Origin of the sequence: Actinoplanes sp. CA-142083 (genome assembly GCF_050942195.1) — a bacterium.
Lineage (GTDB): Bacteria > Actinomycetota > Actinomycetes > Mycobacteriales > Micromonosporaceae > Actinoplanes.
In genome coordinates, this window is sequence record NZ_CP192076.1 from 519557 (window position 1) to 535366 (window position 15810).

12 protein-coding genes and 1 pseudogene are annotated in these 15810 nt (G+C 71.7%); 9 read left to right on the forward strand and 4 right to left on the reverse strand.

Translation table 11 applies throughout. The features are described from left to right. The first annotated feature begins 34 nt into the window (after nucleotides 1-34). From ACQPZX_RS02465 to ACQPZX_RS02485, 5 genes are all read left to right on the forward strand, one after another. Nucleotides 35-1600, forward strand: coding sequence for an alpha/beta fold hydrolase (locus tag ACQPZX_RS02465; protein ID WP_433373726.1), 1566 nt, complete (start codon nucleotides 35-37; stop codon nucleotides 1598-1600). A 230-nt stretch (nucleotides 1601-1830) separates the two neighbouring features. Then, nucleotides 1831-2418 (forward strand): TMEM165/GDT1 family protein, encoded by a 588-nt coding sequence (locus tag ACQPZX_RS02470; protein WP_433373729.1) that lies wholly within the window; start codon nucleotides 1831-1833, stop codon nucleotides 2416-2418. 9 nt (nucleotides 2419-2427) lie between these two features. After that, nucleotides 2428-3444: a cyclase family protein gene (locus ACQPZX_RS02475; protein ID WP_433373732.1), complete on the forward strand. Its 1017-nt coding sequence runs from the start codon at nucleotides 2428-2430 to the stop codon at nucleotides 3442-3444. Beyond that, a complete protein-coding gene (locus tag ACQPZX_RS02480; RefSeq protein WP_433373735.1) occupies nucleotides 3441-4700 on the forward strand; it encodes a tetratricopeptide repeat protein in 1260 nt (419 codons plus the stop codon). Before ACQPZX_RS02475 ends, ACQPZX_RS02480 begins: the two co-directional genes overlap by 4 nt. A 59-nt stretch (nucleotides 4701-4759) precedes the next feature. After that, a complete protein-coding gene (locus ACQPZX_RS02485) occupies nucleotides 4760-5428 on the forward strand; it encodes a tetratricopeptide repeat protein (protein WP_433373738.1) in 669 nt (222 codons plus the stop codon). Here the strand turns inward: ACQPZX_RS02485 and ACQPZX_RS02490 are convergent. Continuing rightward, on the reverse strand, nucleotides 5425-6609 hold the full coding sequence (locus ACQPZX_RS02490) for a TolB family protein (RefSeq protein ID WP_433373741.1): 1185 nt from the start codon (nucleotides 6607-6609) through the stop codon (nucleotides 5425-5427). The two genes, ACQPZX_RS02485 and ACQPZX_RS02490, sit on opposite strands and share 4 nt — an antisense overlap. Nucleotides 6610-6643: 34 nt before the next feature. Next, complete coding sequence (locus tag ACQPZX_RS02495; RefSeq protein ID WP_433384977.1) at nucleotides 6644-7159, reverse strand: SigE family RNA polymerase sigma factor; 516 nt, start codon at nucleotides 7157-7159, stop codon at nucleotides 6644-6646. A 261-nt stretch (nucleotides 7160-7420) separates the two neighbouring features. On the opposite strand from ACQPZX_RS02495, the gene ACQPZX_RS02500 reads away from it, so the two are divergent. The 3 genes from ACQPZX_RS02500 (at nucleotide 7421) to ACQPZX_RS02510 (ending at nucleotide 11299) form a co-directional block, all read left to right on the forward strand. After that, nucleotides 7421-8725 (forward strand): NAD(P)/FAD-dependent oxidoreductase, encoded by a 1305-nt coding sequence (locus tag ACQPZX_RS02500; protein WP_433373744.1) that lies wholly within the window; start codon nucleotides 7421-7423, stop codon nucleotides 8723-8725. A 379-nt stretch (nucleotides 8726-9104) separates the two neighbouring features. Continuing rightward, complete coding sequence (locus ACQPZX_RS02505) at nucleotides 9105-10517, forward strand: MFS transporter (RefSeq protein ID WP_433384980.1); 1413 nt, start codon at nucleotides 9105-9107, stop codon at nucleotides 10515-10517. Nucleotides 10518-10597: 80 nt separating this feature from the next. Then, a complete protein-coding gene (locus ACQPZX_RS02510) occupies nucleotides 10598-11299 on the forward strand; it encodes a LamG-like jellyroll fold domain-containing protein (RefSeq protein ID WP_433373747.1) in 702 nt (233 codons plus the stop codon). Between the two features lie 485 nt (nucleotides 11300-11784). On the opposite strand, the gene ACQPZX_RS02515 is transcribed toward ACQPZX_RS02510, so the two are convergent. Both ACQPZX_RS02515 and ACQPZX_RS02520 read right to left on the reverse strand, forming a co-directional pair. Further along, nucleotides 11785-12456 (reverse strand): type 1 glutamine amidotransferase domain-containing protein, encoded by a 672-nt coding sequence (locus ACQPZX_RS02515; protein WP_433373749.1) that lies wholly within the window; start codon nucleotides 12454-12456, stop codon nucleotides 11785-11787. A gap of 48 nt (nucleotides 12457-12504) precedes the next feature. Next, nucleotides 12505-13635: pseudogene (locus ACQPZX_RS02520) on the reverse strand (glycoside hydrolase family 18 protein); the annotation flags it as partial. A 165-nt stretch (nucleotides 13636-13800) separates the two neighbouring features. On the opposite strand from ACQPZX_RS02520, the gene ACQPZX_RS02525 reads away from it, so the two are divergent. Further along, entirely contained in the window at nucleotides 13801-15810 is a 2010-nt protein-coding gene (locus tag ACQPZX_RS02525) for an alkaline phosphatase family protein (RefSeq protein ID WP_433373752.1), read from the forward strand.

Sequence of the window (15810 nt, forward strand, 5' to 3'; positions counted from 1 at the left end):
ATATTGGGGCGAATCGGACACGAGAGGGCTGGGGATGAGAAGAATTCTGGCGGCGGCCATGACGATCGCCTTGGCGGCCGTCGGCGCCGCGGCGACCGGAGCCCGGGCGGATCAGACGCGCCACCGCGGCTACGACCCGCAGATCAAGTGGGGGACGTGCACCGATCCGTCGCTGGTGTCGCGCAAGGCCGAGTGCGGCGTCCTGGCCGTCCCGATCGACTACAAGCAGCCCGACGGCCCGACCCTCGACCTCGCGGTCTCCCGCGTCAAGCACACCGTCCCCGACGCGAAGTACCAGGGCATCATGCTCGTCAACCCGGGCGGGCCGGGCGCGAAGGGGCAGAGCCTGGCGGTGCTCGGCTCGCTGGTGCCCGAGGACGCCGGCAGCGCGTACGACTGGATCGGCTTCGACCCGCGCGGCGTCGGGGCCAGCAAGCCGACGCTGACCTGCGACAGCGACTACGCGGGCTTCCGGCGGCCGGAGTACCTGCCGACCACCACCGCGATCGAGACGACCTGGCTGCGGCGGGCCGAGCGGTACGCCCGGGACTGCAAGAAGGCCGGCGGCTCGCTGCTCGACCACCTCAAGACCCAGGACTCCGTGCGGGACATGGAGAACATCCGGCTCGCGCTCGGCGCCACCCAGATCAATTTCTACGGCTTCTCGTACGGCACGTACCTGGGCCAGGTCTACGCGACCTTCTACCCGTCGCGGGTACGCCGGATGGTGCTCGACGGCGTCGTGAACCCGGCCCGCGTCTGGTACGACTCGAACCTCGACCAGGACCTCGCGTTCGACAAGAACATGAAGATCTACTTCGGGTGGCTGGCGAAGTACGACAAGATCTACCACCTCGGGCGCACCGCGCGGGCCGTCGAGCGGCTCTACTACGCCGAGCGGGCCCGCCTGTCCGTCAAGCCGGCCGGCGGCAAGATCGGCTCCTCCGAGTTCACCGACGTCTTCCTGCAGGCCGGCTACTACGTCTTCGGCTGGGAGGACATCGCGCAGGCGTTCAGCGACTGGGTCCGCAAGCGCGACCCCGGCGCGCTCGAGAAGCTCTACCTCAAGAACAACCCGCAGGAGAAGGGCGCCGACAACGGGTACGCGATCTACCTGGCCGTCCAATGCACCGACGCCGCCTGGCCGACCAGCTGGACGAAATGGACCTCGGACAACTGGGAGGTGCACCGCCGGGCGCCGTTCGAGACCTGGGCGAACGCCTGGTACAACGCGCCCTGCCGCACCTGGGCGGGCAAGCCCGGCATCCCGACCAACGTCTCCGGCGAGACCGTGGCGCCGATCCTGCTGATCAGCGAGACGCTGGACGCGGCCACGCCGTTCTCCGGCAGCCTCGAGGTGCGCAAGCGGTTCCCGCGCTCGGCCCTGGTCGAGGGCGTCGGCGGCACCACCCACGCGGGCTCGCTCTTCGGCGACGAGTGTGTCGACAACGCGGTCGCCGACTACCTGGCCGCCGGCGTGCTCCCGAAGCGCCGGCCGGGCGAGCGCTCCGACAAGCGCTGCGACCCGATCCCCCAGCCCGACCCCGCCAACGGCGCCCCCAAACCCAAGCGTGCGCCCGAGCTGCTGATCACCCACTAAGCCCGTGAGTAGCGCCACCTCCTGGTTAAACAGGGGGTGGCGCCGGGTAAGCTTCAAAACGCGAAGGGGAGTAGCTCCTAACGTCGCGGTCGACATACTGGCCCTCCGGGGTCCGGCCGTGCGGCCTCGCAAGAGGCGAGCGAGACCTTCGACTTGGCTGTTGTTCATTGACGGCCGGGTCGAGGTCGCCCTGCGCCTTCCTCCCGGTCCCGACTACCGGGAGTTTTTTCGTGGATGGCTTCCTCGCCGCGCTGGCGATCAGCTTCGTGGTCATCTTCGTGGCCGAGCTCGGCGACAAATCGCAGCTCATGGCGTTGACCTTCGCCACCCGCTTCAAGCCCATGCCGGTCCTGATCGGCATCACCGTGGCCACCGCGGTGGTGCACGCGGTCTCGGTCGGCATCGGCTACGGCCTCGGCGCCACGCTGCCCACCGGCTGGATCTCGCTGGTCGCCGGCATCGCGTTCCTCGTCTTCGGCGCGTGGACCCTGCGCGGCGACAAACTCACCGACGAAGAAAAAGACAAGGCATCCCGTACGACGAAATCGGCGATTCTGGCAGTGGGAGGCGCCTTCTTCCTGGCCGAGCTCGGCGACAAGACGATGCTCGCGACCATCACGCTGGCCACTCAGCACGGCTGGTTCGGCACCTGGCTGGGCTCGACCGTCGGCATGGTCGCCGCCGACGCGCTGGCGATCCTGGTCGGCCGGATGCTCGGCCGGCACCTGCCCGAGCGGGCCATCAAGTACGGCGCGGCCGCGCTCTTCGCTATCTTCGGCATCTGGCTGATCGTCGAAGCGATCATCGAACTGCGATAGGGGACAGCCGTGCTGCAGTACCGGGCGGAGCTCGACGCCGCCGTGATCCTCACCAGCGGTGGCAGCGTGCGGGCGCAGGGCCTGACGATCGACGTGCCGCACGCCGACGTCACCCAGGCCGAGATCTCCGCGTTCCTGGTGGCCGCGCTCGGCCTGCGCCACGTCGAGCGGGTCGACCTGGCCGCGTGCCGGGTCTTCGGCGAGAAGGCCGAGCCGGCCGGCCGGTCGGCGATCCGGCTCGAGCTGGTCGAGCTCAGCCACGTCATCGCGAACGGCATGACGACGTACCCCGGCATGCCGGGCCCGGTCATCAGCCCTCATCTGACCTGGGCCGACTCCCGCCCGCGGTACGCCGAGGGCACCGAGTTCAGCATGGACCGGATCGACATGGTCGGGCAGACCGGCACCTACCTGGACAGCCCGCGGCACCGCTACGAGGGCGGGACCGACCTGGCCGGCCTGCCGCTCGGGCGGCTCGCGGACCTGCCGGCCACGGTGGTCCGCACGGCCGGTTCCGAGCGGCGGGCGGTCGAGGTGGCCGACCTCGAGCAGCTCACGCTGGCCGGGCACGCGGTGCTGCTGCACACCGGCGGCGACCGGCACTGGGGCACGCCGGCGTACGCGCAGGACAACCCCTATCTGACCGCCGAGGCGGCGAAGCTGCTGGCCGAGCGGGGCGCGGCGCTGGTCGGCATCGACGCGGTCAACCTCGACGACATGTCGGCGGAGAGCGCGGGGGAGCGGCCGGCGCACAGCATCCTGCTGGCCGCCGGCATCCCGATCGTCGAGCACCTCACCGGCCTCGAGCAGCTGCCGCCGACCGGCGCCCGCTTCACCGCCGCGCCGCCCCGGATCGAGGGCTTCGGCACGTTCCCGGTCCGCGCTTTCGCGTCAATGCCCTGGTACGAGCCCCACGACCACACCCGTTCGGCCGGCTGGCTCCCCACCACGGCGGCCCAGCCCTCAGCCGCGACCGACGGACCTGACGCCACGGCTGAGCGGCCGTCCACCGCGGCCGGGCAATGACCGAGTCGGGCACCGCCGTCGCGATGGCGGCCGTGCAGTTTCAGCGCGGCGACGCGTCGGCGGCGGCCGAGCTGCTCGGCCCGGTGCTGGCGGCGGAGCCCGACAACGTGCGCGCGCTGGTGCTCATGACGCACGCGCAGCTCGCCCTCAAGAAGCCGGAGCCGGCCTACCGGGCCGCCCACCAGGCGGTGCTGGTCGCGCCCGAGTCGGCCGAGGCGCTCGGGGCGCTCAGCCGGGCGTACACCGGGCTCGACCGGCACGACGAGGCGGTCCAGGTGGCGCAGCGGGCCGCGCAGCTCGAGCCGGAGAACGGGTACCGGCACAACCGGGTGGCCTGGGCGCTGCTCGGCGACGGCCGGCGCGGGGTCGAGGCCGAGCACGCGGCCCGCCTCGCGGTCCAGCTCGATCCGAACGAGGCCGACTTCCGCATCACGTACGCCATGGTCATGAAGCAGTTGCACTACACCGACCGGGCCCGGCAGGCGCTGCGGGACGCGCTCGCGCTCGAGCCGGACAACGCGGTCGCCCAGCACGAGTTGGCCACGCTGGACGTCGTGCACCGCAACCCGTTCGCGCTGGGGCGGCTGGCCCGGGGCGCCAGCGGGCTCGCGGGCGCGCTGCGGGCCGACCCGCGGCAGCAGGCCAGCCGGTTCATGCTCGACGTGGCGCTGCGCCGGTTCCTGGTCTACACGGCGGTGCTGCTGGCGATCCTCGCGTACGTCGGCTGGCGGATGACCGAGTTCTCGGTGGGCGGGGCCCGGGTGCTGGCCGGGCTGGCGGCGCTGGCACCGATCGCGTTCGCCGCGTACTTCGTGGCTCGGCTGGACCGCTCGCTCCGGGCGTACCTGATGAGCGTGCTCACCCAGGGCCGTCAGCGGATCGCGGCGATCGGTGCGACGCTCTGCCTGCTCCTGTTGCTGAGCGCGACCGTCGCGCCGGCCGGATGGCTCCCGTGGCAGCTCGGCGTCGCGGCGGTGGGCGGCTTCGCGGTGCGCCTGCTGACCGTCTCGGCCTCGAACGCGCACGTCCGCGCGGCCGGCGTGAACGTAGCGCCGGACCGGGTGAGCGTCGTGCTCTGGTGGGTGGTGATCGGCTGCGTGGTCGCGGCGATCCTGCTCGAGATCGGCGCGACCGACACGGCCTGGTGGCTGTCGGTGGCGGCCGTGCTGCTGGTGCTGGCGGCGGTGGTGTGCCTGGTGGTGCTGGTCCGGCGTCGCCGGGCCCGGCGGGGAAACCTCAGGGGAATTCGCTCCTGACCGCGTTCCGGTCCGCGAAATCCGCCTCTGAAATGCGGCAAATCGCCGAAGATGGACACGTGTCCTCCGACTTCGCCCAGCCCGCTGTGTCGCTCGGGGCCGGCGCCGGCCCTACCGACGTCGGCATCGCCCGGGCCACGGCGCTGTTCGAGCGGATGGACCCGGCCGAAGCCGCGCGGACGCTGGAGCCGGTGCTCGCCGCCGATCCCGCCTCGGTGGCCGGCTGGAACCTGATGGCCCGGCTGCGGCTCGCGCTCGACGACAACCAGGGCGCGCTCGAGGCGGCGAACAAGGCGATCGCGCTGGCCCCGGACAACCCGAGCGCGCTGGCCACCGCGAGCCGCGCGCTCACCCTGCTCGGCAAGCACGAGGACGCGGTCACCACGGCGTACCGCGCGGTGATAGCCGACCCCCGGAACGCGCTCTGGCACGACCGGGTGGCCTGGGCGCTGCTCGCCGCCGACCGGCAGTTCGCCGACGCGGAGCAGGCCGCGCGCACCGCGATCGGCCTGGACCCGAACGAGCCGCACTACTACTTCACGCACGGCGTCGCGCTGGAGGCGCTCGGCCACACCGACCAGGCCCGGCAGGCGATGCTCACGTCGCTGCGGATGGAGCCGGAGAACCCGGTCGCCCAGCACCGCCTGGCCGTCCTCAACGGCGAGGCCACCCGCGAGCCCACCCCCAAGAAGCGCGGCTTCAAGCTTTTCGGCCGCAAGAAAAGCTAACGGGTGTAAGCCAGCAGATTCAGGTTGTGCAGCTCGGCCGGCTCCTTGGCCTGGACGAGCAGCGTTCCGTCGGGGGCGAACAGCCACAGCGTCGTTCTCGTGCCCTTGCGGGAGCGGACCAGCAGATTGCCGTCCGGGTTGAAGTACGCGCCGACCACGCTCCCCGTGACCGGCAGCGGCACCACGTCGCCGGTGACCGTGTCGACCACCGCGTCGGCCGTGTCGGGGCTGTCGGCGCCGGTCTCGCCGGTGGTCTGCAGCGGCACGGTCACCCGCTGGCCGGTGGCGTCGACGCTGGTCGGCTTGCACGCGGCCAAGCCGTCCGGGTTGTCGGCCGTCTGCCGGTCGCCGATCACCGGGACGGCGGTGTCCGAGTCGCCGGCCACCACCTTCAGCGAGCAGTACGAGGTCGCGTACACAAGCGTCGTGCCGTCACCGGACCAGCGGAAATGCTGCCCGCCGGCGAGCTGCTCGCCGAGCGGGGTGAGCGTGCCCGAGCCGACCTGGAGGATGGCGGGCGTGCCCGCGGCGACCAGCAGGCGGTCACCGTCGGGCGACCAGGCGGGCGGCTGACCGGCCGTGCTCACGCCGTTGGCGACCTGTTCGGGCGTGCCGCCGGTGGGCTCGATGAGCAGGGTGTCGCCGATGGCGTACGCGATCTTGTTGCCGTCGGGGGAGACGCCGACGGCGGAGGGCGCCTTGGGCAGGACGGTGTCGACCGCGCCGTCGCCCGGCGACATGCGTACGACGTCGGGATCGGCGCCGGTCTGCTGGTAGAAGACGTGGCCGGGCAGGTCGGCGAGCGTGCGGGACGCCGGGGTGGCGGTGTACTCGGCGACCTGCGGCTGGTTCTTGTGCCGCATCGCGACGGTGGGCGGCTTGGTGGCGTGGTGGGTCGGCGCGGGCGAGTGGCGGGGCACGGTGACGGTGGGCCGGGGCAGCGGCACGAGCGAGGCCGGCGCCGAGGAGCGCAGCGCGAGCGGCGGCTCCTTGGCCTCCCGGGCCGGCAGCCGCCACAGGCCGCTGGCCAGCAGCGCGAGCGCGGCGAGGGCGGCGGCGGTGCCGACGGTGGCCTCCCGGCGGGCGATCCGGCGCGAGCGGCGGACGGCGCCGTCGTACAGGTCGGCCGGCTCGGCGATGTCGGCCAGGTCGCGCAGCGAGTCGCGAAGGCGGTCGGTCATCGCCGCCGCCCCGGAGTGCGGGCCCATAACCCGGTCATCGCTGCTGCTCCGAGGTGAGCATGCGCAGGTCGGGCAGGAGCGTGCGGAGCCGGTCGAGGGCGCGGGCGGTCTGCGTCTTGACCGTGCTCACCGAGACGCCGAGCAGCTGGGCCGCCTCGGCCTCGGTGTGGTCCTCGAAGAAGCGCAGCACGATCACGGCCCGCTGCTTGGCGCTGAGCGTGAGCAGGGCCCGGCGCAGGGCGAGCCGCTGGACCGCCGCCTCGGCCGGGTCGTCGCCGGTCGGCTGCTCCTCGAGCTCGCCGGGAAGGACCTCGGCGACCTTCGGCCGCCGCCAGAGGGAGACCTGGGCGTGATACATCACCTTCCGGGCGTACGCCTCGGCGTTCTCCGGCTTCTCGAGGCGTAGCCAAGCCCGATGCGTGCGCGCGAGCGCCTCCTGGACGAGGTCCTCGGCGAGGTGCTGATCTCCGGTCAAAAGGTACGCCGAGCGCAACAATGCATGCGTCCGGGTGCGGACGAAATCGGCATAGTCGGCCTCTCGGGCGTCCAATTCCAGGTGTCCGATCGGGGGGTGGTGGAAGACGTGAGCGTACCCATGCGGCTCCAACACCGCTGTCCCGTTCACGCCTCCCCCCTTCGCCCCCGCCGTTCGATGCCTCCCCGTGTGGGCACCGGCCGGCACCTATCCAGACGTGAATTTCGTGACATCCGGTCGACGGCCGTTCGGCCGATTTCCTGGGTAGGTCGAACGGTCAGCCCCGGATTGTGGGCTAGCTTCGAACTACGCGCGTCTCGCACGGGAGGAACGGCCATGGCACGTCCCCGGATCGTGATCGTCGGTGCCGGGTTCGCCGGCTTCACGGCGGCCCGCAAGCTCGCCAAGCTGTCCCACGGCAGCGCCGAGATCGTCATCGTGAACCCCACCGACTACTTCCTCTACCTGCCGCTGCTGCCCGAGGTGGCCACCGGCCTGCTCGAGCCGCGCCGGGTCACCGTGTCGCTGGCGGAGGCGCTTCCGGGCGTACGCGTCGTGCTGGGTGAGGTCGACGGCTTCGACCTCGACGGCCGCATGATCAGCTACACCGACCCCGAGGGCGGCACCGGCAAGCTCGGCTACCACCGGCTGGTGATCTCGGTCGGCAGCGTGAACAAGCTGCTGCCGGTGCCGGGCGTCGCCCAGCACGCGCACGGCTTCCGCGGCATCTCCGAGGCGCTGTACCTGCGCGACCACATCACCCGGCAGATCGAGATGGCCGCCAACGCGACCGACGAGACCGAGCGGCGGGCCCGCTGCACGTTCGTGGTGGTCGGCGCGGGTTACACCGGCACCGAGGTGGCGGCGCAGGGCGTGCTCTACACGCGGGACCTGGTCAAGACCCGGCCCGATCTGCAGGGGCTGCCGCGTTGGCTGCTGATCGACACCGCCGACCGGGTGCTCCCGTCGCTCGACCGGCGGCTCGCCGACGCCTCCGACGAGGTGCTGCGCGAGCGCGGCGTCGAGATCCTCACCAAGACCAGCGTGCAGGAGGCGATGGCGGACGGCGTCCGTCTGTCCACCGGGGAGTACGTGCCGACGAAGTCGCTGATCTGGTGCGTCGGGGTGCGGCCCGACCCGCTGGTCGACGGCGTCGGCCTGCCCACCCGCGAGGGCCGGCTGTGCGTCGACGAGTACCTCAACGTGCCCGGCTATCCGGACGTCTACGCGATCGGCGACGCCGCGGCGGTTCCCGATCTCACCATGCCGGGCGAGATCACCGGGATGACCGCGCAGCACGCCGTCCGGCACGGCCACACCGCGGCGCTGAACATCGCCGCCTCGTACGGGCGCGGCCGGCGTCGCCCGTACAAGCATCATGATCTCGGCTTTGTGGTGGATCTCGGGGGCCTCGACTCGGCGGCCAACCCGCTCGGTGTCGCGATCAAGGGGTTCCCGGCGAAGGTGGTCACCCGCGGCTACCACCTGCTGTCGATGCCGGGCAACCGGGTGCGGGTGGCCGGCGACTGGCTTCTCGATTCCGTTCTCGGCCGTCACGGCGTCCAGCTAGGACTCGTCCGCGGCAAGGCAGTCCCGCTCGACGCCGATTCCCCTGAGGGACAGGGCACGTCCGGCCGATAACGAGGGGCTGCGGCGTGGCCCAGGCGGCGCCTGACGGCGTCCGCGAAACGGCCACATACAAACCCGGTATGCGACCGCTTCGCGGCCGACGTCAGCCACCACCTGGACCTCGCCTCGCTCCCGCGTTATCGGCCGGACGTGCCCTGGAACACAATTTTCCTGTGAACGCACTGAGAACGTTAGTAGCGTCTCATTTCCCTGCTCAAGCGGCAGTTTTCGATTTCCGGATACATAAGATCGCCCTTTAAGGGGATCTCCGGGAAAGGGCAATGGGATGACCGCTGCCGCGGAAAAGTCAAATGCAGAACACCCGGTCGAAACAAATGCGCCACATCCGCGTCGATGGGTGGCGCTGGGCGTCATCGCGATCGCCCAGCTGATGGTGGTGCTGGACGCGACGATCGTGAACATCGCGTTGCCGAGCGCGCAGAAGGCGCTGGACATCTCGGACGCGGACCGGCAGTGGGTAGTGACGGCGTACACGCTGGCCTTCGGCGGCCTGCTGCTGCTCGGCGGCCGGATCTCCGACTACTGGGGACGCAAGCGCACCTTCATGGTCGGCGCGGTCGGCTTCGCGGCGGCCTCCGCGCTCGGCGGCCTGGCCAACAGCGGCGAGATGCTGTTCGCGGCGCGGGCCCTGCAGGGCGCGTTCGGCGCGCTGCTCGCCCCGGCCTCGCTGGCCCTGCTCACGGTGCTGTTCACCGAGGCGAAGGAGCGGGCCAAGGCGTTCGCCGTCTACGGCGCGATCGCCGGCGGTGGCTCCGCGGTTGGCCTGCTGCTCGGCGGCGTGCTCACCGAGTACGCCGACTGGCGCTGGTGCCTGCTGGTGAACATCCCGGTGGCGCTGGTCGCGCTGGCGCTGGCCATCCCGCTGGTGCCGGAGAGCCGGGCGCACGGCGACACCACGTACGACATCCCGGGCGCGATCGTGGTCACCCTCGGCCTCGCGTCGCTGGTGTACGGCTTCACCGAGGCGGCCAAGCCGGACGAGGGCTGGGACTCGGCGACGACGCTGTCGTTCATCGGCGCCGGCGTGGTGCTGCTGCTCGTCTTCGTGGTCCTGCAGGCCCGGGTGCGCAACCCGTTGCTGCCGCTGCGCATCGTGGCCGACCGCAACCGCGGCGGCGCGTACATCACCTCGGCCCTGGTGGGCGCGGGCCTGTTCGGTGCGTTCCTGTTCCTGACCCTGTACCTGCAGAACGTGCTGGGCTACACGCCGCTGAAGGCCGGCTTCGCCTCGCTGCCGGTGACGGTCGGCGTGCTGATCTCGGCGGTCGTCGCCAGCAACCTGCTGCCGCGGGTCGGCGCCAAGCCGCTGATGATCCTCGGCCCGATCCTCGGCGCCGGCGCGATGTTCTCGCTGACCTTCATCGACCTGGACACGTCGTTCTGGGCGCACCTGGCCCCGGCGCAGGTCGTGCTGGGTCTGGGCCTCGGCTTCACGTTCGTGCCGCTGTCCAGCCTCGCGCTGGTCGGGGTGCCGGAGCACGACGCGGGCGCGGCGAGCGCGGCGCTGAACGCGACGCAGCAGGTCGGCGGCTCGCTCGGCACGGCGTTGCTGAACACCATCGCGACGAGCGCGATCACGGCGTACGCGACCTCGCACCTGCCGTCGGTGACGAGCCCGGAGGAGGGGCAGAAGGTCGGGCTGCTGGCGCAGGTGGACGGCTACTCGGCCGCGTTCACCTGGGCGGCCGTGATGGTTCTGGCCGCCGCCGTGGTGTCCGCGGTCTTCATCAAGGCACGCAAGGAGGACCTGCCGGTCGAGGGCGCGGTCGCGCACGTGGGTTAGGTCGTTCAGGCAGGCATGATCGGCCGGTTCGCGGGGCGGTTGTCCGCCCCCACATAAGTAACACAAGTAATAATTCGGGCATGCGATCTAGTTGGTTCGCCATGCTGCTCGCCGTCGTGGCCGGGGTTCCGGCCGCGGCGTCCGGCCCGAGTCCCGGCGTCATGATGGCCCGCTACACGTTCAACGGGCGAGCCATCGTCGACGCGTCGGGCCGCGGCCACACGCTGAGTGTGATCTCGGGGCACGGCGGAGAAGTCCGCTCCGTCGTGCACGGCCAGGGCATGGCCCTCGCCTTCCCGGCCCGCTGCGCCACCCCGGTCTGCCCGCATGTCGCGCTCCAAACCCCGACCTCGGCCGACCTCAACCCCGGGACCCGCGACATCGCGTACGGCGCGGACGTGCTGCTCCTGCCGGGGCAGACCAGCAAGGGGCAGAACATCGTGCAGAAGGGCTACTCGACCACGAGCAGCCAGTGGAAGCTGCAGATCGACGGCGCGGCCGGCCGGCCCAGTTGCGTGCTGGTCGACGACAAGAAGCCGGCCATCCGCATGATCACCAGCGCGGTCAGCGTCGCGGACGGGCGGTGGCACGCGCTGGCCTGTCGCCGCGCCGGCACGCTGCTGACCGTGCTGGTGGACGGGGTGGCGCGGGGCAGCACCGCCGTTCCCGCCAAGCTGTCGGTCAGCAACGAGCGGCCGCTGAGCATCGGGGGCAAGGGCGCCTTCGCCGACAACGACCAGTTCAACGGCGCCCTCGACAACGTCTGGGTCGAGATCGGCTGAGTCTCCGGTGCTCGCGATGTGGCGGTGGCTACCGGATAGCGGGAGCGGGTCTCGCATGCCGGCGGACCGTTCCACTCGTTGGGTCCATCATGCGGGACGACCGGGGCGCACTTGCCGGAAATATGGTTTTAAATCCGGCAGGAGTTGAGCGAGCGCGCGCCAGGATGATGATTTGCTGCTCGCCCGGAACGGCAAACCTTCAAGATCTCCCGCGTACGGGGTCGGCCGGCGGGACGGGGCTTCACCCACCGAGACCATGCAGGCCCCGGGCCGTGGCAGCCCAGCCCAGCCGTCAGCGGGACACGATCAGCATCCCGACCAGGCACGGCTGGACCCGTGGACCCAGCCCGAACCAAGATCGCCGCCGCCGGGGACCCCGCCCTCCCAGGGGGCACCCCCGCAGGTCATTGTCGTGGGAAAGGGGGCTTGATCGTGCTGGGCGGGCCTGTGGGCTGTGGATAACTCCCGCCTGTGGATAACGACTGCTAACCGCGGAGCGCCGTCAGAACCTCCTGGCCGACGCCGGCGGCGCTGGCCGGGTTCTGGCCGGTGACCAGGCGGCCGTCGCGGATGACCTTGGGCTTCCAGTTCGGGCCGGACTCGTGGTGGGCGCCCAGCTCCTCGAGGCGGGTCTGCAGGGCGAACGGCACCACCGAGGTGAGGCCGACCGCGTCCTCCTCGGCGTTGGTGAACGCCGACACCCGGCGGCCGGCCACCAGCGGCGTGCCGTCCGAGAGCTTGACGTTCACCAGGCCGGCCGGGCCGTGGCAGACCGCGCCGACCACGCCGCCGGACTCGTAGACCTCGCGGAGCAGGGTGGCCAGCTCGCCCGAGCCGGGGAAGTCCCACATGGTGCCGTGGCCGCCGGCCAGGACGACCGCGTCGTAGGCGGCCGGGTCGGCGTCGCGCACCGGGCGGGTCTTGGCGAGCTCGTCGCCGGCCTCGGCCAGGAAGCGGCGCTGCACGGCGTCGTCCTTGTCCTCGCCGTCGCGCGGCGGGTTGCCGCCGTCGATCGACAGCAGGTCGACCGCGTAGCCGGCGTCGACGAACTCGGCCCACGGGTGCGCGGCCTCGCCGACGTAGTAGCCGGTCGTGCGCCCGGTGTCGCCGAGCTTCTCGTGGCTGGTCAGCACGATGGCGATCTTCTTGGTGGCCATGACTTCCTCCCGTAGCGGTTTCCCCAACCATGGTTCCCACCGGACGAGCTATTGAACAGCGAGGCCGGTAGCGATCGCGCCGAGCAGGTCGGAGTGGGTGGTGTCGCCGGACAGCTCCCAGGCGAACGCGCCGCCTAGTGCCTTGCTGCGGGCGTACGTCATCTTGGTCTTGATCGTCTCGGGGGTGTCGTAGGACCACCACTGATCGCCGCAGTGGGCGAACGCGGTGCCGCCGGTGACGCCGGTCGGTGGGCAGCGCTTCACGAGCAGCTCGTAGTCCTCGAGGCCCTTCTCGAAGCGGCCGGCCGCCGGACCGGAGGCGGTGCTGCCGGGGCCCGTCCCGGAGACGCCGGCCCAGCCGCGGCCGTAGAAACCGATGCCCAGCAGGACCTTCGCCGGTGGGATGCCCAGCGCGAGCAGCTTGTCGATCGTCGCCGAGGTGGTCGCCGTGTCGCGCGGAATGCCGGGATAGGTGGTCAGCGGCGAGTGCGGATCGGTGGTGAGCCGGCCGTCGGTGCCGAAGTAGTCGTAGGTCATCGCGCTCAGCCAGTCGGCCTGGCGGGACGCGCCCAGGTAGTCGGCCTTGTCGAGCTTGCCCAGGTCGGCGGGGACGGCGGCGGTGACCAGCGCACGTGGGCCGAAGGCGGAGCGCAGCGCGGCCAGCATCCGGGTCAGCGCGTCGGGGCCGCTGGTGTCGCAGGTCAGGCCGCACGCGTTCGGGTACTCCCAGTCGACGTCGATGCCGTCGAAGACGCCGGCCCAGCGGGCGTCGTCGACCAGCGCCCGGCAGGAGGCCGCGAACGTCGAGGGGTCGCGGGTCGCGGCGGTGAAGCCGTCGGAGCCGGTCCAGCCGCCGAACGACCAGATCACCTTGAGCCCGGGGTGCTCGGCCTTGAGCTTGCGCAGCTGGCCGAAGTTGCCGCGCAGCGGCGCCGTGGGGTCGTCGGGGACCCCGTCCACACTGTCCGCGGCCGGGATCGGCTTCTCGTAGTCGGCCCACGTGTCGGCGGGGGAGCAGCGGCCGCCGGTGACTTTGCCGAAGGCGTACACGATATGGGTCAGCTTGGGGGTTGCCCCGTCGGTGTCGAGATCCTTCACCTGGAAGTCGCGGCCGTAGACGCCCCAATCGGTGAAGTAGCCGACGATCCTCGGGCTCACCTTCGCCACCGGCGGGGGTGAGCACGCGAACAGGAACACGCTCAACAAGACGATCGGGAGGCGGCGCACCGGGCCGAAGGTATCCGCACGGAAGGCCCCGTGACCCGGTCATTCCCCCGAACGAGTGCCGGGGTGATTCCCGGCACGCCGGGCCATCGCACCGGCAAGCTGTGCGATTGTTGCCCGGTGGCCGTAAGCCCGCATGAGCCCCCGCCCGCGCCGACCACCCGCGGCGCCGAGCTGCGTGCGCTGCTGAGCTGGCGACGGATCCTCAATCGGCTGCGGGCTGTGCTGCGCAGCGCGCTGGTCACCTTCGTGGTGCTCACCGCGACGCTGTGGCTGATGCCCGGCGTCGCGAGCGCCGACATCGTCGAGACGCTCGGCCTGGTGCTGGTCGTCGCGGGAGTGGGCGCGGTGCTGCGGCCGCTGCTGCTGGTCGGCATCGTCGCGCTCGGCGGCTGGGGCGCCATGCTGTTCGGCGTCGTCGCCCAGATCGCGGTGATCGTGGTGGCCCTCGAGATCGACCCGGCCGACCGGATCAGCGGGCTGCCGTCGCTGGTGCTGGCCGCGATCCTGGCCGTGGTCTTCGCCGCGATCATCGACTGGATGCTGGACAGCGGCACCGACGACACGTTCGTCAAGGAGGCCAAGCGCCTGATGCGTGGGGTGCGCCGGCGCACCGCGCGGCGCGCCGGCGGACCGTTCCTCACGCTCCGCCGTCCCCGCCCGGGCAGCGAGCCGGGCCTGCTGATGATCCAGCTCGACGGGCTGTCCGAGCCGGTGCTGCGCTGGGCGGTGCGGGCCGGGAACCTGCCCACGCTCGGGCACTGGCTGCGCTCCGGCAGCCACACCATGCGCGGCTGGCACACCGGGCTTCCGTCGACCACGCCCGCCTCGCAGGCCGGCATCCTGCACGGCGCGACCCGGCAGGTCCCGGGCTTCCGCTGGTACGAGAAGGACACCGGCAAGCTGATGGTCTCCAACCGGCCCCGGGACGCGGCTTCGATCGAGGCTCGGCTCAGCGACGGCCGGGGCCTGCTGCGCGACGGCGGCGTGAGCATCGGCAACGCGTTCAGCGGGGACGCGGCGGTCAGCCTGCTGACGGTCAGCCACGCGGCGCTGCCGGGCCGGTCGGCCCGCGGGTGGGCGGCGTTCATGGCCTCGCCGTACGGGTTCACCCGCGCCCTCGTGCTCGGCGTCGGCGACGTCATCACCGAGCTGCACCAGGCCCGCCTCCAGCGGCGGCGCAACCTGCTGCCCCGGGTCAGCCGGTCGGGCGCCTTCCTGGCCCTGCGGCCGGCCTCGATGCTGCTGCGCGACGTGAACATCTCGCTGATCGCCGAGCAGATGGCCCGGGGCGCGCCCTCGATCTACTGCGACCTGGTGGACTACGACGAGGTGGCGCATCACGCCGGCCCGGCCCGGCCGGAGTCGATGCGGCAGTTGGAGAGCCTCGACCGGATGCTGGGGGTGCTGGAGCGGCTCGCGCCCGAGGCGGCCCGGCGCTACCACATCGTCGTGCTCTCGGATCACGGGCAGAGCCAGGGCGCGACGTTCCGGCAGCGCTACGGCGAGACGCTCGACGAGCTGGTGGAGCGACTGTCCGGCGAATCGCCTCCGCTGGTGGTCTCGTCGGGCAACCTCTCGCTGCTGTATCTCACCCAGTTCGCGCAGCGGCTCGGCCGGGCCGAGATCGATGAGGTGTATCCGCAGCTCATCCCGGGGCTGGCCGCCCACCCGGGGGTCGGCCTGGTGGTGGTCCGCGAGGAGCACGGGCCGGTCGCCTACGGCACCTCCGGCCTGCACCGGCTGCGCGACAACACCGTCGAGGGCCTGGACCCGCTGATTCCGTACGGCCCGCACGCGCGCGCCGACCTGCTGCGCCACCAGGAGTCGGCGCACATCGGCGACATCGTGCTGATCAGCTGCGTCGACCCGGTGACCGAGGAGGTGGCGGCCTTCGAGGAGCTGGTCGGCTCGCACGGCGGCCTCGGCGGCTGGCAGACCGACGCCGTGCTGGTGCATCCCGCGCGGTGGCCGATCGCGCGCCCCGAGCTCGACGGCGCCGACGCGGTGCATTTCCAGCTCCTCGAATGGCTGGACATGCTGGGCCTGCGCACCTCGGCCCTGGGCGCGGACGAAGAGGCGGCCGCGATCGAGGCCGAGCCGAGACTTTCCCGCGTGCGTGACGGTTAA

Bases quoted from the DNA above. Each gene is read 5' to 3' on its own strand.
- ACQPZX_RS02465 (WP_433373726.1), top strand. From the start codon at position 35: ATGAGAAGAATTCTGGCGGCGGCCATGACGATCGCCTTGGCGGCCGTC.
- ACQPZX_RS02480 (WP_433373735.1), top strand. From the start codon at position 3,441: ATGACCGAGTCGGGCACCGCCGTCGCGATGGCGGCCGTGCAGTTTCAG.
- ACQPZX_RS02490 (WP_433373741.1), bottom strand. From the start codon at position 6,609: ATGACCGACCGCCTTCGCGACTCGCTGCGCGACCTGGCCGACATCGCC.
- ACQPZX_RS02500 (WP_433373744.1), top strand. From the start codon at position 7,421: ATGGCACGTCCCCGGATCGTGATCGTCGGTGCCGGGTTCGCCGGCTTC.
- ACQPZX_RS02505 (WP_433384980.1), top strand. From the start codon at position 9,105: ATGGTGGTGCTGGACGCGACGATCGTGAACATCGCGTTGCCGAGCGCG.
- ACQPZX_RS02510 (WP_433373747.1), top strand. From the start codon at position 10,598: ATGCGATCTAGTTGGTTCGCCATGCTGCTCGCCGTCGTGGCCGGGGTT.
- ACQPZX_RS02515 (WP_433373749.1), bottom strand. From the start codon at position 12,456: ATGGCCACCAAGAAGATCGCCATCGTGCTGACCAGCCACGAGAAGCTC.